Source organism: Granulicella sp. WH15 (assembly GCF_009914315.1).
In the GTDB taxonomy this organism is placed as follows: domain Bacteria; phylum Acidobacteriota; class Terriglobia; order Terriglobales; family Acidobacteriaceae; genus Edaphobacter.
Genome location: NZ_CP042596.1, coordinates 3,760,728 through 3,779,079 on the forward strand (window position 1 = coordinate 3,760,728; position 18,352 = coordinate 3,779,079).

Annotated in this window: 17 protein-coding genes; 9 read left to right on the top strand and 8 right to left on the bottom strand. The window is 64.3% G+C overall.

Annotation, left to right across the window (positions count from 1 at the left end; genetic code table 11):
• Positions 1-74 precede the first annotated feature (74 nt).
• Complete coding sequence (locus FTO74_RS15565; protein WP_162538969.1) at positions 75-845, bottom strand: lysophospholipid acyltransferase family protein; 771 nt, start codon at positions 843-845, stop codon at positions 75-77.
• Positions 846-902: 57 nt separating this feature from the next.
• Between FTO74_RS15565 and FTO74_RS15570 the strand changes: the two genes are divergently transcribed.
• Positions 903-1,463: a DUF2062 domain-containing protein gene (locus tag FTO74_RS15570; protein WP_162538970.1), complete on the top strand. Its 561-nt coding sequence runs from the start codon at positions 903-905 to the stop codon at positions 1,461-1,463.
• Between the two features lie 282 nt (positions 1,464-1,745).
• Here the strand turns inward: FTO74_RS15570 and FTO74_RS15575 are convergent, their stop codons facing one another.
• Positions 1,746-2,621 (bottom strand): DUF2076 domain-containing protein, encoded by an 876-nt coding sequence (locus FTO74_RS15575; protein WP_162538971.1) that lies wholly within the window; start codon positions 2,619-2,621, stop codon positions 1,746-1,748.
• A gap of 75 nt (positions 2,622-2,696) precedes the next feature.
• Entirely contained in the window at positions 2,697-3,659 is a 963-nt protein-coding gene (locus FTO74_RS15580; RefSeq protein WP_162538972.1) for a S1/P1 nuclease, read from the bottom strand.
• 93 nt (positions 3,660-3,752) lie between these two features.
• Here FTO74_RS15580 and FTO74_RS15585 point away from each other — a divergent pair, with 93 nt between their 5' ends.
• Both FTO74_RS15585 and FTO74_RS15590 read left to right on the top strand, forming a co-directional pair.
• Positions 3,753-4,001 (top strand): type II toxin-antitoxin system prevent-host-death family antitoxin, encoded by a 249-nt coding sequence (locus FTO74_RS15585; RefSeq protein ID WP_162538973.1) that lies wholly within the window; start codon positions 3,753-3,755, stop codon positions 3,999-4,001.
• 5 nt (positions 4,002-4,006) lie between these two features.
• Positions 4,007-4,384, top strand: coding sequence for a type II toxin-antitoxin system VapC family toxin (locus tag FTO74_RS15590; protein ID WP_255462314.1), 378 nt, complete (start codon positions 4,007-4,009; stop codon positions 4,382-4,384).
• Between the two features lie 4 nt (positions 4,385-4,388).
• Here the strand turns inward: FTO74_RS15590 and FTO74_RS15595 are convergent, their stop codons facing one another.
• Entirely contained in the window at positions 4,389-5,717 is a 1,329-nt protein-coding gene (locus tag FTO74_RS15595) for a nicotinate phosphoribosyltransferase (RefSeq protein ID WP_162538975.1), read from the bottom strand.
• Positions 5,718-5,794: 77 nt separating this feature from the next.
• Between FTO74_RS15595 and FTO74_RS15600 the strand changes: the two genes are divergently transcribed.
• The 4 genes from FTO74_RS15600 (at position 5,795) to FTO74_RS15615 (ending at position 8,215) form a co-directional block, all read left to right on the top strand.
• Positions 5,795-6,166 (top strand): hypothetical protein, encoded by a 372-nt coding sequence (locus tag FTO74_RS15600; RefSeq protein WP_162538976.1) that lies wholly within the window; start codon positions 5,795-5,797, stop codon positions 6,164-6,166.
• Positions 6,167-6,264: 98 nt separating this feature from the next.
• The gene (locus tag FTO74_RS15605) at positions 6,265-7,332 is read left to right on the top strand and encodes a deoxyhypusine synthase (RefSeq protein ID WP_162538977.1); all 1,068 of its coding nucleotides are present in this window, start codon (positions 6,265-6,267) and stop codon (positions 7,330-7,332) included.
• Positions 7,333-7,535: 203 nt separating this feature from the next.
• Positions 7,536-7,913 (top strand): response regulator, encoded by a 378-nt coding sequence (locus FTO74_RS15610; protein WP_162538978.1) that lies wholly within the window; start codon positions 7,536-7,538, stop codon positions 7,911-7,913.
• Positions 7,910-8,215 carry an Hpt domain-containing protein gene (locus FTO74_RS15615; protein ID WP_162538979.1) on the top strand — a complete coding sequence of 102 codons (306 nt, stop codon included), beginning with the start codon at positions 7,910-7,912 and terminating at the stop codon, positions 8,213-8,215. Before FTO74_RS15610 ends, FTO74_RS15615 begins: the two co-directional genes overlap by 4 nt.
• Before the next feature lie 296 nt (positions 8,216-8,511).
• Here FTO74_RS15615 and FTO74_RS15620 read toward each other — a convergent pair whose 3' ends face one another.
• Both FTO74_RS15620 and FTO74_RS19925 read right to left on the bottom strand, forming a co-directional pair.
• The gene (locus FTO74_RS15620) at positions 8,512-10,470 is read right to left on the bottom strand and encodes a hypothetical protein (RefSeq protein ID WP_220399034.1); all 1,959 of its coding nucleotides are present in this window, start codon (positions 10,468-10,470) and stop codon (positions 8,512-8,514) included.
• Positions 10,471-10,499: 29 nt separating this feature from the next.
• A complete protein-coding gene (locus FTO74_RS19925; protein WP_220399035.1) occupies positions 10,500-12,152 on the bottom strand; it encodes a DNRLRE domain-containing protein in 1,653 nt (550 codons plus the stop codon).
• 269 nt (positions 12,153-12,421) lie between these two features.
• Between FTO74_RS19925 and pgm the strand changes: the two genes are divergently transcribed.
• Positions 12,422-14,065 carry a phosphoglucomutase (alpha-D-glucose-1,6-bisphosphate-dependent) gene (pgm, locus tag FTO74_RS15635; protein WP_162539935.1) on the top strand — a complete coding sequence of 548 codons (1,644 nt, stop codon included), beginning with the start codon at positions 12,422-12,424 and terminating at the stop codon, positions 14,063-14,065.
• A gap of 304 nt (positions 14,066-14,369) precedes the next feature.
• Here pgm and FTO74_RS15640 read toward each other — a convergent pair whose 3' ends face one another.
• Complete coding sequence (locus tag FTO74_RS15640; RefSeq protein ID WP_174242235.1) at positions 14,370-15,632, bottom strand: glycosyltransferase; 1,263 nt, start codon at positions 15,630-15,632, stop codon at positions 14,370-14,372.
• Between the two features lie 151 nt (positions 15,633-15,783).
• On the opposite strand from FTO74_RS15640, the gene FTO74_RS15645 reads away from it, so the two are divergent.
• Positions 15,784-17,601 (top strand): phosphoenolpyruvate carboxykinase (GTP), encoded by a 1,818-nt coding sequence (locus FTO74_RS15645; RefSeq protein ID WP_162538982.1) that lies wholly within the window; start codon positions 15,784-15,786, stop codon positions 17,599-17,601.
• A gap of 302 nt (positions 17,602-17,903) precedes the next feature.
• On the opposite strand, the gene FTO74_RS15650 is transcribed toward FTO74_RS15645, so the two are convergent.
• Positions 17,904-18,302: a DoxX family protein gene (locus FTO74_RS15650; protein ID WP_162538983.1), complete on the bottom strand. Its 399-nt coding sequence runs from the start codon at positions 18,300-18,302 to the stop codon at positions 17,904-17,906.
• Positions 18,303-18,352: the final 50 nt, after the last annotated feature.

The following is an 18,352-nucleotide window of genomic DNA, read 5'->3' on the forward strand; positions in this document are numbered from 1 at the left end:
TGTATTACAGAAGTTGTCTACAGCATGAATGTTAGTTGAATCATGAACGGTGCAACTTTGAGGTTCACAAGCAGTTAATCTGCTGAGACTACTTCCCCGACAGCGGAAAGCCCCAGAACGGCCTCTCGAGCCTCGACGGCGGCGATCTTGCGGTGAACCGACCCGCTCGAAAACACGATGGGCTGCGGCGCAATGCGGACGGTGGCGTGGACGCCGCGCAGCGTGAGGAAGCGGGCTACGTGCTTGAGCATCGGCGTCGAATCTCCCCAGCAGACGGCCTCGCGGGCAGTCACTCCAGGGCCGTTGTCGAGGTCGAGCGTGTAGTGAATATGCGCGGCGGTTATGGGCTCGCCCGAGTCCATCGCCTGGGCCAGCAGGCCGGAGTGAAAGGGCAGCAGGCCGTCCCCGTTGGTGGTGGTGCCCTCGGGAAAGAAGACGACGGGCAGCCCGGCCTCGGCGGCGGCCTGCATCCCGCTGCGCGCGCGCAGGGCGGAGCCGCCACGGCCACGCTCGACGTATACGGTGCCGGACATGGTAGTCATCCAGCCGATGACGGGCCACTCGCGGATCTCGGCCTTGGAGCAAAAAACGCAAGGCTGGAGCGCGGCGTAGACGACGATGTCCACATAGCTGAGGTGATTGGAGATAAGCGCGCCGCGCGCGGGAAACGCGCCCTCAACGGTGAGCGAAACACCCATGCCCTTGAGAGCCGTGGAGCAGAAGCGATGGAGCCACGCGGCGCGATCCTGCCGGGTGGAGGGCTGGCGGATGAGAAGCTCGAGGCCGAAGCGCAGAAAGTAGCCGAGAAGCTTGATGCTGCCGAAGACCGCGTGAAGCAATGCCACGAACCTCCTGTCCACACTTTATTGATCCCTGTCAGTCTATCCTTAGCTGTGCCTGGAATGGATGAAACAGTGCCGAAGCCGGAACCGACCATCGCGGCACGGCTCCGGGAGATCGGGCGGCGGCGCATCGTCACCCCGCTGCTGGACCTGATGCGCGTCGGCGCGACTCCGCAGCGGCTGGCCTGGTCGCTCGCCGTCGGGGCCATGATCGGGATCAACCCGCTGCTAGGCACGACGACGCTGCTGGCACTGCTGGCAGCCGGAGTCTTCCGGCTGAACCTTGTGGCCTCTCAGATCGCCAACCATGTCGTCTATCCGCTGCAGATTGTGCTGTTCTTCGTCTTCATCCGGCTGGGCGACCGGCTGTTCCACACCGGCAGAATGCCGTTGAAGCGAGCGGCGATCTTCGAGGGCGTAAGGCACCATCCGTGGGACACCACGCGGCTGCTCTGGACGTGGGAGTGGCACGCGGTGGTGGTGTGGGCGGTGGCCGCGGTGGTGATCGCACCTGTGCTGGCGCTGGTGCTGACGCCGATGCTCAAGCGATTGCTGGCGTCGATGGAGCGCAGGTCGGCGACTCGGGAGTCGTCATCCCCTGCAACAAAGGACAAGGCCTAACGCGGATCAAGGCGGATAAAAGGGGATCCTTGAGATCTTTGCCTTTACGCGAAGCGTCGAGAACCGCACGAAGTGCCGCCTGCCCGGCGTGAGGGCGTTGTTGCCTGTTCTTTTGGTTGTCATTCAGGAGCGAAGCGAAGGAATCTGCTTCTGCTTTTATTCTTGCTTCCGGGGTAGATCAGGGCTTTAGCCCCCGAGGTATGCTTTCTTCGGTTGTGCCCCGACCAAACCCCATGTCTCAAAATCGAGCCACGGGGCACCCGGATGGTGCGGCTTCACGCCCTAAAAGCCGGAGTCGTCGTTCGAGCTGAAATCACCGCTGTCGTCAGAGTCATCACCGGCGTCCGAATCAAAACCCGAGTCGGCAAAGTCATCCTGCGTACTGTCGTCCTGCGCGTCGAGGTCCGGGGACGAGGTATCGGCAAAGCCCTGACGGCGGTCTTCGATGTCGGGGCTCAAGCCGGAGCCGCCGTCGGCTGCGCGGAGGCGGTCGGAGAGACTTCCATCGTGGTCGCCGCCTAGGCCGGGGGTGTGATCGTCGCCGTAGTAGTTATTGTTGATGACCTCGGGGCGCTCGCCAAAGTTGCTGCCAAGGCCACGGTCGCTGCCGTATCCGGCCTCGTGGCCGAAGCCGTGCATCAGGTCTTCGATGCCGCGAAAGGCAAGCTCACCGGCGGCCACTCCGGCGGCCGTCTGCATCGCTCCCTGCAGGAAGCCGCCGCCCCCGAATCCGCCACCCATGGGTGGCGCGGGCGCGTACTGCGGGGCACCGTAGCCGCCACCATAGGGCTGGCCGTAAGGCTGTCCATACGGAGGCTGAGGCGCGCCGTAGTTGACAGGCTCGTACTGCGGCTGAGGCGGCGGCGGAGCAGCCTGATGCTGCGCTCCACCGAAGAGGTTGCCGAGGAAGCTGGTGTGGTGTTCCGGATTCTGTTGCTGCGGCGGCGGAGCCTGCTGCAACGACTCGATCTTCTTCTGGGCCTGCTCGAGCGCGTACTGCTGCACCAGCACGGTCTGGCAGAGGATATAGAGCGCGTCGGGGTTCTGGCCGAGGGACTGGCGCAGAAGCTGCTCGGCCTCCTGATCTTTTTCAGGCAACTGGGTCTGTTCTACGCGCTGGATGAGACCTTCGAGAAGCTGTTGTTCCTGGGGCGTCATGCGAGTAAGCCTTTCGTCCTACAGGGAAATGGACGCGAACACGGGAAAAAGGTTGGCTGAATTGCAACTCACAGCCTACTCCGACTCAGGCTTGACCGGCTGCGAGTTCCGATACGACGGCACCGGATCGGCGCTCTTCACCCACGCCGTGTAGATCAGATCGCGCAGCTCCGTAGCCCCGGCGGCGAGCCGCTCGTTGACCAGCTTGCGCCCCTCGGGCGTGCCGCTGCCGTCGAAGGCATGAGCCTTTTCGAGCTGATAGACCGGCTCCACAAACGAGTTGGAGCGGTGCAGATAGGTCATCGTATCGGCGAAGACATCGCTCGAAACAACAGGAGCAGCCGGAACCAGCGGCGCAAGGTCGCGTTCGGCTTTCACTGTCGAGTTCACGAAGTCGCTCTCGAACTTGGAGTGAAAACCTTTGTCGGTGGTGTAGCCGTTGGGGTTGGGGCCGGTCCAGCCGTTGAACTGCATCGTCGCGTGCAGGGGCTGGGAGCCGTCACCTACAAAGTGGCCCAGAATCCCGGCAAGGTAGACGATCTCAGCCTCGGCAGCGCGGGTGTCCTTGTGCTGGGCGACCAGCCCGCGATACCAGCGCATATCGTTCTTCAGCTTCTCGTACCCTTCGTCGATGGCGTAGGGCAGCAGGCCGACCTTCTCGGGCGAGAGCGCCATGTCGGGGTGCGACTTCTGCGCGTAGGCCAGCGCACGGATGAAGTCGTAGCGACGGCGCGGCAGCGGATTGCCGACCAGATCCGACCACTCCATGTCGATAAAGTGATCGGGCGCGACGACGGCGCTCAGATCCGGCTCGGCCAGCGAGCGCCAGCGGTCCGGCTCGGGGCTGTAGAACTCCATCGCATCGAGCGCGGCGGGCGAGCGCAGAAACGCGGGCACATCGGCGGGCAGCTTCTCGGCAGCGAGGCGGTTAATCATCTCGTGCCCATAGTGCCCCCAGGCGAAGGCGCTCTGGGCAGGGATGAGGGGAAGCAGAGTAACGACGGCAGCGGCGCGGAGGAGAGAGGGGAGACGGGCCATGGGCTCAGTATAACGAGCGGACGGCAAAACAACCGTTGCCGCTCACTCCTCATATTAGCTAAGATAACTTAGCAGCTTGAGCCGGAGGTAACCATGTTGAAAGCGACGATCTTCGAGGCCAAGACCAACCTTTCCGACCTCGTAAAGCAGGCACAGCGCGGCGAAACAGTCGTCATCACCTCCGGCCGCGACAAAACGCCGGTGGCGAGGCTGGAGGCGATCCACCCCGTGAAGAAGAAGCGGCTGGGAGTAATGGAGACGCCGGGATTCGTGCTGTCGGATGCCTTCTTCGAACCACTTCCCGAAGCGGAGCTGAAGCTCTGGAATGGTGAGGACGAGTGAGGGTTGTGCTCGACACGCACGCACTGCTCTGGGCGGCGCTCTCTCCCAAGACTCTGGGCCGCCGCGCGGCGAAGATCGTCGCCGACGAAGCCAATGTGATCCTGGTATCGGCAGCGTCGGCATGGGAGATATCCACCAAGGTGAGGCTGGGCAAGATCCCCGAGGCGGAGGCCTTCGAGCGGAACTTTCTGGAGGCGGTGGACGAGGCTGGATACACCCTGCTGCCGATCGGCATCGACCACGCACTGCGGGCAGGGCGATTGGTAGGCGAGCATCGCGACCCGTTCGACCGGATGCTCGCGGCCCAGGCGCTGGCGGAGGATATCCCGATCATCAGCGCCGACGCGCAACTGGACTCGTTTCAAGTGCAGCGAATCTGGTGAGCTTCTAGACCACGACCTCGGCTCCCTCCGTGGCAGCGCTGCCAAAGACGCGCCGGTAGCGGGCGATCTCCTCGGCCGGGCCGGTGGCCTTATGCAGGTTGTCCGAGAGCTTGACCGCTGGCCTCCCGCCCGCGCTGGTCAGCTTGCAGACCAGGCTCAGAGGCTCCAGCGTGTCCTCGCCGCGCGGATGGCAGCCTCGGAAGTCGTTGGTCAGCAGTGTGCCCCAACCGGCGCTGAAGCGGATGCGGCCCTCGAAGTAACGGTGCAGTTCGATGATGTCCTCGACGTCCAGCCCGTCCGAGGCGATGAGGCGCTTCTGACGCGGGTCGCGGCCCCGGCTCTCCAGCCAGGCGATGTACTCGTCGCCCGCCAGATGGGGGTCCTTCGAGTCCATCCTCTGCCCCGTCCAGTCGGCGGTCCACTCCGGCGCGCCATTGAGGAACTGGGTTGAGCCAAACGTATCCGGCAGCATGATGAGCAGCGCGCCGCCGTAGCTCTGGCCCCACAGCTCCAGCACCCGGTACTGCGAGGCTCGCAGCTCGTCGTCCGACCCAGCCGAGGCCAGCGCAGCCAGCGCCATGGGCAGCTCGTGGGCGTTGGTGCCGATAGCCTCAAGATCGTGCTTATAAGCCAGCGCCGTATTGGAGGTGCCAGCAAAACGGTCCGGCCCGGAGCCGCGATTCAGCGACAGCCGCATGGCCTGCACGCAGTACTCCTGCCACAGAAAGGAGTGGCGGCGGCGCGTGCCGAAGTCGGAGATCGAGAGCTGAACTCCGCAGGTGCGGAGCAGCTCGATCTTGTCCCACAGGCGGGTCTTGGCGCGGGCGTAGAGCACGTCCAGCTCCAGCTCCGACAGCTCGGCCAGCGCCGCTCGGGTCTTCAGCTCGCTGACGATAGCCAGCGCATAGACCTCCCACATCGTCACCTCGGTCCACAGGCCGGAGAAGCGCAGCACGAGCTGCCCGTCCTCCTCCGAGACCGTGTAATCGCTCAGGCGGAAGTCGTGCTCCAGCCACTCCAGAAAGGCTGGCTGGAAGATGCTGCGAGTGCCATAAAAGGTATTTCCCGCCAGCCAGACCAGCTCCGAACGGCGGAAGCGCAGGCCCCTCACGTGCTCGAGCTGCTCCACCAGCGGAGCCGCGCCGACGCGCTCGGCCAGCCTCACCTTCACCGTGCGGTTGTGGACCTCGCTGGTGACCGGCGTCTCCGGGTAGTTCTTCCAGATGAACTGGAGCATCAGCAGCTTATAAAAATCCGTATCGAGCAGCGACCGGACGATGGGGTCGAGCTTCCAATTGTGGTTATGCGCCCGCTCCGCAAAGTTCACATTCATACGAATAAGGGTAACAAGGAGAGGGGTTTGCGCTGTAGGATAGGCGCACCCTTACTTTGGGCGCATGGAGGTCTTCTATGTCTGCTCCTTATGAAAGTCATGAAAATCCCTACGGCGGCCCGACGCCCGCTGCCGGAATGACCGATAACGTCGCAGGCGGGCTTGCCTACATCACGGTAATCCCGGCGATCTTGTTCCTCATCATCTCGCCGTATAACCGCCGTCCTTTCATACGTTTCCACTCCTTCCAGTGCATCTTTCTGACGTTGGCGGGCATGGTCGCCAGCGTGCTGCACCTCATCCCCTTCTTCGGGACGCTGCTGGCCATCATCATCCACTGCGTCATCTTCGTGCTGTGGCTGATCGCCATCGTGCAGGCCTTCCAGGGGAAGAAGTTCGTGATTCCCTTTATTGGCCCGTACGCAGAGCAGGCGGCGGCCAGCTCCTGAACGAGTTTTCCCATCACAGAACACCAGTTGCCGAGAATTCATAGAACGCGGCGTCATTCCTGCTGCCGCGCCGCCTGCTTCCGGTAAAATGTGAGTCTATGACTACGAAAAAAGAACTCCTCCACAGCACCGTCGAACACATCGATATCACGAAGCTTGACGTGGTTCCCGTCGTCGACGCCATGAGCCGGATGGCCTACTCCGCGCGTGACACCGCCCGCGCCGCCACCATCTACGACATGATGCTGCGCGATACCGAGTGCGGCGTCATCCTCTGCCTCGCCGGCTCGCTGATCTCCGCCGGACTCCAGAAGATCTTCGTCGACCTGATCCGCAACAACATGGTCGACGCCATCGTCTCCACCGGCGCGAACATCGTCGACCAGGACTTCTTCGAGGCCCTCGGCTTTCGTCACTACATCGCGGGCGACGAGTACAAGTACGGCGCGGGCGACGCCACCCTGCGCGAACTGATGATCGACCGCATCTACGACACCTTCATCGACGAAGAAGAGCTGCGCATCTGCGACGAGATCACGCACCAGATCACCAACTCGCTCGAGCCGCGCGCCTACTCCTCGCGCGAGTTCATCCAGGCGATGGGCGCATACCTCGTCGAAAAGGGCCGCACGCCCGCGAACGGCCACAACGACTCCATCGTACTGGCCGCGTACGAGAAGAACGTGCCGATCTTCTGTCCGGCGTTCTCGGACTGCTCGGCTGGCTTCGGCCTGGTGGCCCACCAGCATGAGCGTCAGGGCAAGCCCGTCGTCTCCATCGACTCGGCCAAGGACTTCTACGAGATCACCAAGATCAAGATCGAGAACCCGACCACCGGCCTGCTGATGATCGGCGGCGGCGTGCCCAAGAACTTCGCGCAGGACATCGTGGTGGCGGCGGACGTGCTCGGCGTCGAGGCTTCGATGCACAAGTACGCCATCCAGATCACGGTGGCCGATGCTCGTGACGGCGCGCTCTCGGGCTCGACCCTGAAGGAAGCATCGAGCTGGGGCAAGGTGGACCTGACCTTTGAGCAGATGGTCTACTCCGAGGCCACGCTGGCGCTGCCGCTGATCGCGGGCTATGCCTTCCACAAGAAGGGGTACGAGGCGCGCACGGGCAAGAAGTTTGCCGAGATTCTGGACAAGGTAGCCGTCACCGCCTAGTACTTCGGCACTTCGTGCGGTTCTCGGGGCCGCATGGGTGAGTGATCTTTTGAGGTCCTCCCGTTGGTCGGAAGCGAGCATTGTTCGCTTCCGACCAACGGGAGGACCATTGCTTTTTGAGTCATCGAGACAAGTATGAAAGTCACGAAGTGACCGCCCTCCGCGCAGGAGGCCCGTCCGGCAGGACATGAAACAATCACCCCATGCGCAGGGTTTTGATTATCGACGACGACGACGACATCCGCGAGGTGGCCTCGCTCTCGCTCGAAGCCACCGCCGACTGGGAGATTTTGACCGCGAACTCCGGCCGCACAGGCATTGAGACAGCGGAGCGCGAGCTTCCGGACGCCATCCTGATGGACGTGATGATGCCCGAGATGGACGGGCCTACGACCTTTCGTCATCTGCAACAGAACCCCGCCACCAGCCACATCCCCGTGCTTCTGCTGACAGCCAAGGTACAGGGCGTCGATCAGCGGCGGTTTGCCGGTCTGGGCGTTGCCGCGGTCCTGTTCAAGCCGTTCGACCCGCTGACCCTGGCCGCGCAGATCTCCGAAGCTCTGGGCTGGCCGGTGGAGTGACCTCCCCCAACGAAAAGACGAAGGCCCTGCTGGCTTCCCTGTGGGAGCGCAACAAGCCTATTCTGCTGGAGCGTCTGGCCGTGCTGAACCAGGCCGCCACCGCCGATCCCCTACCCCCGGAACTGAAGGCCGAAGCCGCCTCCGTCGCCCACAAGCTGGCCGGAACGCTGGGGATGTTCGGCCACATGGCAGCAACACGGCTGGCACAAGAGCTGGAGGCCACGCTCGAAGCCGAAACACCCGACCGCACACGGCTGAGCAAGCTGGCAACAGAACTGCGACGAAATCTGCCACAACTCTAGCCCCTAAACCAAGAGCAAGGCGAAACGAGTATAAAAAGGGACAAGAGAGGAGCCTCAAGCCCCCTGCTTTTGCCTGTTTTCTTGTTGTCATTCAGGAGCGAAGCGGAGGAATCTGCTTCTGGTTTTGTCGTTGCTGTTGCTGTTACTTTTTGTTCTTAGCTTTTGCTTTTGTTCTTGTCCTTGCTTCTAGGGTAGGTCGGGCTTTAGCCCGACATTAAAACCTGCCTCCAATGCGGGCTTTAGCCCCCGAGGTATGCTTTCTTCTCCCAGCCCAAACCATTAGGGTCATGAAGCGCTCAGTTGCAAGCCAACGCGGTCCATACCCCGGCGGCTGTTCCGCTGGCGTGCGTGACGCTGAGATCCACGAAACTCCCGGCCGGGATCGCCACCGATCCGGTCGAAGTGCAACTAGTGCCCGTGGCGAGCGCACAAGAGAGAGCGGTGTCGGTCATCCCGATGCCCAAGGAGCCGCTACGCAACGTCACCTGCAACGTGCTCGAAGACTGGTTCGAGAAGACGACCAGCTTGGAGGCCGTGCAGCCGTCGGGAACCCACGTGAGGACCGAGTCGCTCTCACTGGCGGCGCTGTTGCTGCTGTTCACCGAGTAGTACAGGTTGCTGAACGAGACGGCGTGATACATGGAGGCGTACGGAATCCCGCTGGTAGCAGCACCACCTCCTGTACCGCCCGTGCCCGCGGCCCCGGTAGCTCCCTGTGGGAGGGTGAAGTTGAGCACCGCCGCCGTGGCCGAGCCGCTGTTCGTCACCACGGCGCTCGACCCCGGCGGCCCGGTGGTGACGGTGCCGATCTGCACGCTGGCCGCGGCCCCGGTCGGCCCGGCGGGTCCGGCTGCGCCCACCGCCGCCAGCACCGCCCATACACCCGCGCCGGTGTCCGGCTCAACCGCCGAGTTGCTCACAAGCGCCAGATAGGTGGAACCCGCGTAAGTTACGGCGTCGTTCAAAGCATAAGGAACCCCGCTGCCCCACGGGCCGCGAAAGTTGAGGCCGGGCGCACCGTTGGCCCCGTTTGCACCGGGGGCACCCGTAGGTCCGGCTGGCCCCGTCAAACCCTGTGGACCTATAGCCCCGATGGCCCCGGCGACGCCGGGACTCCCCTGCCGCGCGAGCAGCGACCACATCGCCGGGCTCTGGTCGGGCGTGTTGCCGTGGTTGCTGTCTGTCAGCGAGATGTAGCTGGAGCCGCTGAAGGTGACCGCGTCGTTCAGGGCGTAGTTGGCCGTGGAGCTGTAGGCACCGCGATAGGCCAGTCCAGCCACTCCCGCGGCCCCGGCTGGTCCGGCTGGCCCCGCAGGACCAGTTGCTCCAGCCGGGCCGACGGGACCGATTGAGCCGGTGGCTCCGATGGGGCCTGCCGGGCCTTGGGGTCCGGTCGGACCGGGAAACCCGGTAGGCCCTTCAAGCCCCATCGGGCCTGCGGGACCGGCTGGTCCCGGCGCTCCGGACTGCGCCAACACCGCCCAGTAGACCGGCGAGATATCGGGCTGGCGGCCCGTGTTGGCCTGCAAGGCGATGTAGCTGCCGCCGCTGTAACTCACCGCGTCGCCCGTCGCATAGGCGCGGCTGGTGAGCCATCCGCCGATGAAGCTGACCGGAGGCCCTTGCGGCCCAGTAGCTCCGGCCGGGCCTGCGGGACCGGCGACTCCCGGCGCTCCGGCAGCGCCAGCCGGACCGGCAGCACCCGGAGCACCCTGCGCCACCAGAACCGTCCAGTAGCCGGGGCTGACGTCCGGTGTGTTGCCGTGGTTGTCGTCCAGCATCGAGACGTAGGTGGAGCCGCCGAAGCTGGCCGCGTCGTTCAGGCTATAGCTCGTGGCGGGGTTGTACGCGCCGGTGTAGCGGACGACCGGCGGCCCCTGCGGACCGGTCGCGCCCGTGGTCCCCTGAGGCCCGGCTGGCCCCGGCAATCCCTGAGGGCCGATGGCCCCGGCTGGCCCTGTGGCTCCCGTCGCCCCGGCGGCTCCAGCAGAACCAGCCGCCGCGATCAGCGCCCACGCGGCGGGGCTCTGGCCGGGTGTGTTGCCGTGGTTTCCGGCGACCAGAGATACGTAGCTGGAGCCGTTGTAGGTCACCCCATCAGCCAGGGCATAGTTCGCCACCGAGGAGTAACTCCCCTGATAGGCCAATCCAACCGGGCCGGGGACACCCTGCGGCCCAGCCGATCCAGTCGGCCCCTGTGCCCCGGCGACTCCCGGAATCCCCTGAGCCCCGGCCTGCCCCGGGATGCCCTGCATGCCTTGATCGCCCCGTTCACCGGGCGGTCCTACAGGTCCCAAAGCTCCAGCCTGACCGGCAGGGCCAGACGGACCAGCGACTCCCTGAAGCCCTGCGGCCCCTGCGTCGTGAGCACGCCCCAGTAGGAGGGCGACTGATCCGGCGTATTGCCGTGATTACTTGCCACCAGAGACGCGTAACTCGCCCCCTGCCAGAGCACCACGTCTCCCAGGGCGTAGTTATTGCTGGAGCCGTAAGCCCCCTGGTAGACCAGCCCCGGCTTCCCGTCAGCTCCCGGCGCGCCTGCCGGTCCAGCCGCGCCGGTGGGTCCGGCTGGACCTTGCAGACCGGCGGCTCCGGCAGGCCCCGCTGGTCCGACCGGCCCGGCCACGCCCACGCCAGCGGCGGCCAGCAACCCCCACGCCGACGGCGTCAGCCCCGGAGTATTGCCGTGGTTGCCCGCCACCAGCGAGATGTAACTGGAGCCGTTGAAGAGGACCGTATCGTTCAACGCGTAGCTGGTGAGCGGCATGTACGCCCCCTGGTAGGCGATGCCGCTGCCCGTCCCCGTGCCGCTGCCGGTCGTGCTCCCGTAGGCCAGCAGCCCCCATGCCAGCGGCGACAGGCCAGGCGTGTTGCCCTGATTCCCCGAGACCAGCGAAAGATAGCTGGAGCCCTCGGAGACCACCACGTCGGCCACGGCGTAGGTCGTGGCGGCGTTGTAGCTCCCCTGGTAGGTAAAGCCCGTATCCCCCTTTGCTCCCGGAGCACCGGCGGGGCCAATTGGACCTTGAGGCCCAGAGGCTCCAACAGGCCCGCTTGGACCAGACGGACCGACGGGACCAACTGCGCCGGGCAGTCCTGCCGGGCCAGTTGGTCCTGACGGCCCGATTGGTCCCATTGGCCCTATTGCTCCGGCTGCACCCGTAGCTCCGGTTGGGCCAGTCGCCCCCGCAGGCCCAACGGCCCCGGCTATTCCAGCAGGACCGGCAGGTCCCTGATCTCCCTGCGGCCCCTGCGAGACGATCCCCACGTCCAGCACGGGCGCGTGTCCGGTCAGGTCGTTCTCCTTGCTGTCGAACTGCACCGCCGCCGTAGCAGCGGTCAGGGCAAGACCGTGGTTGGAGGCAGGCGCGCTGAGCCAGCCCTGCACCTGCGCGGTCACGTCGATGGCGATGTACGCACCGGCCTGGCCGACATTGATCGTCTGCACCGCACTGCCCATCGCGGGCATGGTCTGGTAGGTAACGCTGTACTCGCCCCACGCCGCGCTGAGCGGCTGCACGCCGATCTGCCCCGCCGTATCCACGCGGTTGACATAGAGCCGCAGCACCGCGCGGGAGATCTGCGCCGAGGTCGTTCCGGTAGGCAGCAGGCTCAGGTCAAACTGCACCAACCCGGTATAGCCGCTCCCCACATAGATGTTCGAGATGGCCCCGCTGTTCACCGTGGGGCGGGCGCTGTTGACGTGCGCATCCGCGACCAGCGTAGCCTGTACGGCACGGGCCTGCGCGGTCAGGACCAAGGCGGCGCAAAGCAGAGCCAGAATCCGGCCCCACCCACGGGCCAGCACTGCCTCCTGAGAACGTCGCATCCCCCGCACACTGCCAACGGCAGAAAAGTACTGCATTACCACTCCAAACAGAGGAGCGCGGCACTGGAGCGACCGCCGTGGAGTGCTGCCCACGACCATCCTCTTCATCCCACGCACCTCTCAACGATCCCTGCTCAGAAATTCACGTTGCCGCCGGCTGTGGTCGGGCCAGCGGTTGAGGTACAAAAGTAATGTATGAAACGCCTCTATTGAAAAACAGCACAGGTGAAAGTGCAAGAGGTTTCGTCGGCTGAGTCTGCGGATCTCCGCCCAACGTCAAAGACAGCATCCAACTGATTGATCGCCTGATTGACTGCCCCGTAAACTTTGCATCAGGCGCAGCGCAAATCCAGAAGTGAAGGCCCTTGAAGACCATGATGAAACTCACGCCCAACGAGCCCGGCAAACTTCCGCTTCCTGAGAACCTCGTCAACACGCCGCGCCTGATTACCGCCTACTACAGCCTGCACCCGGATGTCTCCAATCCCGCCGAGCGCGTGGCCTTCGGCACCTCCGGCCATCGCGGCAGCGCGCTCAACACCTCGTTCAACGACGACCACATCGCCGCCATCACCCAGGCCATCGTCGAGTACCGCCACAGCCAGAAGACCACCGGTCCCATCTTCCTCGCGCAGGACACGCACGCGCTCTCGGACCCCGCCTTCGCCACCGCGCTCGAGGTGCTGGCAGCCAATGAGATCCCCACCCGCATCGACGCGACGCTCGGCTACACGCCCACGCCCGCTCTCTCGCACGCCATCCTCGGCTACAACCGCGACCGCATCACCGAGCTGGCCGACGGCATCGTCATCACGCCCTCGCACAACCCGCCCGAGGACGGCGGCTTCAAGTACAACCCGCCCAGCGGCGGCCCGGCCGACACCGGCGCGACCAAGTGGATCGAGAACCGCGCCAACGAGCTGATCGCGGGCGGCCTCAAGGACGTCAAGCGCATCACGTACAGCAAGGCGCTGGCCGCTGAGACGACCCTCCGCCACGACTTCCTGACCGCCTACGTGGACGACCTCGCGAACGTCATCGACTTCGACGTGCTGCGCGGCTCCGGGCTGAAGCTGGCCGTCGATCCGCTGGGCGGCGCGGGCGTCCACTACTGGCCGCGCATCATCGAGCAGTACAAGCTGCCCGCCGAGCTGCTGAACCCAAACATCGACCCCACCTTCCGCTTTATGACCTGCGACTGGGACGGCAAGATCCGCATGGACTGCTCCAGCCCCAACGCGATGGCCTCGATGATCGCGAAGAAGGATCTCTTCGACGTGGCCTGGGCCTGCGACACCGACCACGACCGCCACGGCATCGTGACGCGCAGCTCCGGCCTGCTGAATCCGAACCACTACCTCGCGGTTTCAATCGAGTACCTCTTCCGGCATCGTCCGGGCTGGGCTGCAAGCGTCGGCATCGGCAAGACGCTGGTCTCTTCGAGCATGATCGACCGCGTGGCCGCTGGCCTCGGACGCCCGATGCTCGAAGTTCCGGTGGGCTTCAAGTGGTTCGTCGACGGCCTGATTGACGGCACGCTGGGCTTCGTCGGCGAGGAGTCTGCCGGGGCCAGCTTCCTGCGCACTAATGGCAAGGTCTGGACGACGGACAAGGACGGTCTGATCCTGGGCCTGCTGGCCGCGGAGATGACCGCCCGCACCGGCAAGGACCCCGGCGTGCTCTACGGCGAGCTGACCGCCCGCTACGGTAATCCGGTCTATCAGCGCATCGACGCGGCCGCGACCAAGGAGCAGAAGGCCAAGCTGGGCAAGCTCTCGCCCCAGCAGGTGACCGCGACCGAGTTGGCCGGGGAGCCGATCACGGCGATCCTGACCGAGGCTCCGGGGAACCATGCGGCCATCGGCGGGTTGAAGGTGACGACGGCCAACGGCTGGTTTGCGGCGCGGCCCAGCGGCACGGAAGACGTGTACAAGATCTACGCGGAGAGCTTCAAGGGAGAGGATCACCTGAAGCAGATCCAGACCGAGGCGCAGGCGTTGGTGACAGCGGCGATCGCGTAGATCGCCTTTTACGCGAAGCGTCCAAAACAGCACGAGGTGCCGGTCTTTCGAATACGGCACGAAGTGCCCCGACGTGAGGGCGGCACTTGCCGTTGCTTGTTTCCTTGGTTGTCATTCAGGAGCGAAGCGGAGGAATCTGCTTTTGCTCTTGCTTCTGGGTAGGTCGGGCTGAAGCCCGACCTACCCCAGAAGCAAGAGCAACAACAACGGCAGAAGCAACAACAAAGGCAAAAGCAGATTCCTCCGCTTCGCTCCTGAATGACAACCAAGAAAACAGACAACGACAAAGCCTTACGATCTGCCACTAACCTCTCATCGCGCGTTCGATGGCATCACAGGCCGCTGCAACACCGTCTTCGGCTCGAATCTGTTGCGCCACTTCTGCAACCTTCACAGCAATCGAAGCAGAGCCGGTAAGCTCGTGAATCGCCTTCGCAACCTGCCGCGCCCGATAGCCTCTCCGGGACAACACCCGCGCACAGCCGAGCCGCTTCAACCGCTCCGCGTTGTCGAATTGGTCGTGCCCCCACGGCACCGCGAGGATGGGCACACCGGCTCGCAGCGACTCCGCCGTGGTGCCGATGCCGCACTGGTGAACCACCGCTGCGGCTCGCGGAAACAGCGCCGCATAAGGCTCATAAGCAGTCACATGAATAGTCTCCGATGCAAGCCCCTGAAGCGGTTCTTCCCCCACTAACAGAACAGCGCGCCGCCCCAGCAAACGCGCAGCAGCGGCGCTCTCGGCATAGAAGTCTCCAGCGTGCTGCACCGCCGCCGAACCCAGCGTAAAGACCAGCGGCGGCTCGCCCGCACGAAGAAACTCCTCCGTCTCCGCAGTCAGCGCGATTCCACTCGAAGCACCATAAAACGGGAACCCCGTAACGACCGTGCCCGCAGGCCAATCCGGCTGAGCCACGCCCAGCAGCGGCGAAAACCAAGCCTGCGCATACTCCCCCTGCGCGCCCCAGTAGAGAATCGGGTTTTGCGCGGGCATCGGCAAGCCAAGGCTGCGGCGAAGATCGTAAATCGGCTGTGCCCATGCACGCGCACGCCACGCCGCCATCTTGTGCAGCACTCGAAAGGGCGTCGGCCCAAAGCGCCGCAACCCATACGTCCAGCGCGCGGGAGCCAGCACCGACGGATCATGCACCGACACAAACGCCGCAGGCTGCAAGCCCACTGAGACCAGCGGAATCCCCAGCGTCTCCGCCACCAGTGGAGCGGCGTAGAGCAGAACATGCGTCACCAGAACGTCCGCACCCACGCACGCCGCGCGCAGGTCCGCGAACGAGTCGGCAAGATGCGGCAACATCAGTTTGCGGATGATGTACTCGGTGCCGGTGCGCGGGCTCCAGATACGGCGCACCACCTCCCGATCCCCGCGAAACCGCTCCAGATCTGGCCGCACCGCATGAAATTCCAGCCCCTCGCGCTCTACCCTCTCGCGATAGATCTCCGATGTCGCAATCGTGACCGCGTGGCCTCGCGCCTTCAGCCCAAGGCCCACCGCGAGGTATGGATGAAGGTCGCCGAGAGAGCCGAAGGTGGTGAGGACAATACGCCGCATCAGAGCCCAGTGTAAGGCTTTCAGGAGGAGTAAGGCCGCTTGGCGCTCTCACCCATTCATGGACCCACTCGAAAAATTGGTCTGATAATCGAACATATTTCTCATTTGCAGGTTGACAGCCCAATCACCAACGGCGAAGAATCACCGTGACATGAAGACCTCGACGATGTCCGCGACCTCCGCACTGCCCACGACCAACAAGCACCTCATCCGCTGGGTCGAAAAGATGGCCGACCTGACCCAGCCCGACTCGATCCACTGGGTTGACGGCTCCCAGGCCGAGTACGACGCGCTCTGCGCCGGGCTGGTCGACGCGGGCACCTTCACCCGGCTCAACCAGGAGCTGTGGCCCGGCTGCTACTACGCCCGCTCGTCGCCCAACGACGTCGCCCGCGTCGAGGACCGGACTTTTATCTGCTCGTTGTCCAAGGACAACGCGGGTCCCACGAACAACTGGGAAGACCCGTTCGTCATGCGCAAGAAGCTGAAGGCGCTCTTCAAAGGCTCCATGCGCGGACGCACCATGTACGTACTGCCCTACAGCATGGGCCCCATCGGCTCGCCCATGTCGCAGATCGGCGTGCAGCTTACCGACTCCGCCTACGCGGTCGTCAACATGCGCATCATGGCGCGCATCGGCACGCCGGTCTTCGCCGAGATCGACAAGGATGAGAAGCGCGTGGTGCCGTGTATGCACAGCGTGGGCGCGCCGCTGGTCGGCGGCAAAAAGGACGTGCCCTGGCCGTGCAACGAGGAGAAGTACATCGTCCACTTCCCCGAGACGCGCGAGATCTGGTCGTACGGGTCTGGTTATGGTGGAAATGCCCTCCTCGGCAAGAAGTGCTTCGCGCTGCGCATCGCCAGCAACATCGCCCGCGACGAGGGCTGGATGGCCGAGCACATGCTCATCGTCGGCGTCGAGTCGCCCGACGGCGAAAAGACCTACGTAGCCGCGGCCTTTCCCTCCGCCTGCGGCAAGACCAACTTCGCCATGCTCATCCCGCCCGCCGGGTTCGAGGGCTGGAAGGTCTGGACCGTCGGCGACGACATCGCCTGGATCAAGCCCGACTCCACCGGACGCCTGCGCGCCATCAACCCCGAGGCTGGATTCTTCGGCGTCGCGCCCGGCACCAGCCAGAAGACCAACCCCAACGCCATGGCGACGCTGGCCCGCAACACCATCTTCACCAACGTGGCGCTGACGCCCGAGGGCGGCGTCTGGTGGGAGGGCATGACCGACGCTCCGCCGCCGCACCTGACCGACTGGCGCGGCAACCCGTGGACCCCGGAGTCGGCCACGCCCGCCGCACACCCCAACGGCCGCTTCACAGCTCCGGCCAGCCAGTGCCCCACCATCGACCCGGCGTGGGAAGACCCGAACGGCGTGCCCATCTCGGCGTTCATCTTCGGCGGCCGCCGCCCCCAGACGATTCCGCTGGTCTACCAGGCCTTCAACTGGTCGGCGGGCGTGTATATCGGGGCCACCATGGGCTCGGAGACCACGGCGGCAGCGGGAGCCCCCGTCGGCACCGTGCGCCGCGACCCCATGGCCATGCTGCCCTTCTGCGGCTACCACATGGGCGACTACTTCCGGCACTGGATCCGTATGCAGCGCAACCTGACCGAGACGCCGCGCGTCTTCCACGTCAACTGGTTCCGCAAGGGGCCGGACGGCAAGTTCCTGTGGCCCGGCTACAGCCAGAACATGCGCGTGCTCAAGTGGATCGTCGACCGGGTGCGCGGCCGGGTACGCGGCAAGGAGACGCCGATCGGCTGGACCCCCAAGTACACGGACATCAACTGGAACGGGCTGGACTTCTCCTACGACCAGTTCTCGCAGCTCCAGGCCGTCGACCGCGAGACCTGGAAGAAGGAGGTCATGGGCCACGAGGAGCTGTTCATCTCGCTCCACGACCACCTGCCGCCGGAGATGATCTACGAACGCGAACTGCTGATCTGCCGCCTCTGAGCACTTCGTGCCGTTCTCGGCTTCGCGTGGTCCTCCCGTTGGTCGGAAATAAGAATTCTCGCTGCCGACCAGCGGGAGGCCCTCAGACGATAATTTCCCCATGCCGCCCCGAGAACGGTACGAAGTACAAATTTTCTTTAATTATTGACGTTCTCTAACGATCCGGGTTATGCTTTTCGTTAGGGCAAGGCTCCTCGCGCTTGCGTTGAGTTGAGCCGGCCCCAACGAAGTCCACCCACTTCGTTTGTATTACAGGAATAGCCACGCAACAGCCCCCACCGCGCTGCGTGGCTTTCCCTTTTTCAGCGCCATTGCGGAAACCTTCGATCTACAGCCAACGCACCCGCACCATAGAAGGTCAGCATGACCGCCAGGGCGACGAGCGCCAGGATGTAGTTGTAAATTCCAAAGCCCTGATGGATGCCGACAGTAAAGAAGGCCACCAGCATGTTGATCGCAGTAAGAGCTGCGGCGAGCCGCGTAAAAAGCCCCACCAGCAGCAGAACGCCGCCGACCAGCTCCACATAGGCAGAGACATACCCCAGCCACTGCGGCATCCCCAGCGTTGCCACATACTGGGCGAAGTGATGCAACGCGCCGGGATGAAACACCTTCTGATAGCCATGAACGCTCATGGAGAGGCCAAGCGCCAGACGCATCACCAGCGCTCCCACGGGCTGTAGTCGATCGAGCAATCGCATCCTGAACTTTCCTTTCAGACTTCCTTTCGGGAATAGCAGAAGGGGGGACT

Coding starts and splice junctions, on each gene's coding strand:
- FTO74_RS15570 (WP_162538970.1), top strand. CDS start 903: ATGGATGAAACAGTGCCGAAGCCGGAACCGACCATCGCGGCACGGCTC.
- FTO74_RS15575 (WP_162538971.1), bottom strand. CDS start 2,621: ATGACGCCCCAGGAACAACAGCTTCTCGAAGGTCTCATCCAGCGCGTA.
- FTO74_RS15580 (WP_162538972.1), bottom strand. CDS start 3,659: ATGGCCCGTCTCCCCTCTCTCCTCCGCGCCGCTGCCGTCGTTACTCTG.
- FTO74_RS15585 (WP_162538973.1), top strand. CDS start 3,753: ATGTTGAAAGCGACGATCTTCGAGGCCAAGACCAACCTTTCCGACCTC.
- FTO74_RS15595 (WP_162538975.1), bottom strand. CDS start 5,717: ATGAATGTGAACTTTGCGGAGCGGGCGCATAACCACAATTGGAAGCTC.
- FTO74_RS15600 (WP_162538976.1), top strand. CDS start 5,795: ATGTCTGCTCCTTATGAAAGTCATGAAAATCCCTACGGCGGCCCGACG.
- FTO74_RS15605 (WP_162538977.1), top strand. CDS start 6,265: ATGACTACGAAAAAAGAACTCCTCCACAGCACCGTCGAACACATCGAT.
- FTO74_RS15610 (WP_162538978.1), top strand. CDS start 7,536: ATGCGCAGGGTTTTGATTATCGACGACGACGACGACATCCGCGAGGTG.
- FTO74_RS15620 (WP_220399034.1), bottom strand. CDS start 10,470: ATGCAGGGCATCCCGGGGCAGGCCGGGGCTCAGGGGATTCCGGGAGTC.
- FTO74_RS19925 (WP_220399035.1), bottom strand. CDS start 12,152: ATGAAGAGGATGGTCGTGGGCAGCACTCCACGGCGGTCGCTCCAGTGC.
- pgm (WP_162539935.1), top strand. CDS start 12,422: ATGAAACTCACGCCCAACGAGCCCGGCAAACTTCCGCTTCCTGAGAAC.
- FTO74_RS15640 (WP_174242235.1), bottom strand. CDS start 15,632: ATGCGGCGTATTGTCCTCACCACCTTCGGCTCTCTCGGCGACCTTCAT.
- FTO74_RS15645 (WP_162538982.1), top strand. CDS start 15,784: ATGAAGACCTCGACGATGTCCGCGACCTCCGCACTGCCCACGACCAAC.
- FTO74_RS15650 (WP_162538983.1), bottom strand. CDS start 18,302: ATGCGATTGCTCGATCGACTACAGCCCGTGGGAGCGCTGGTGATGCGT.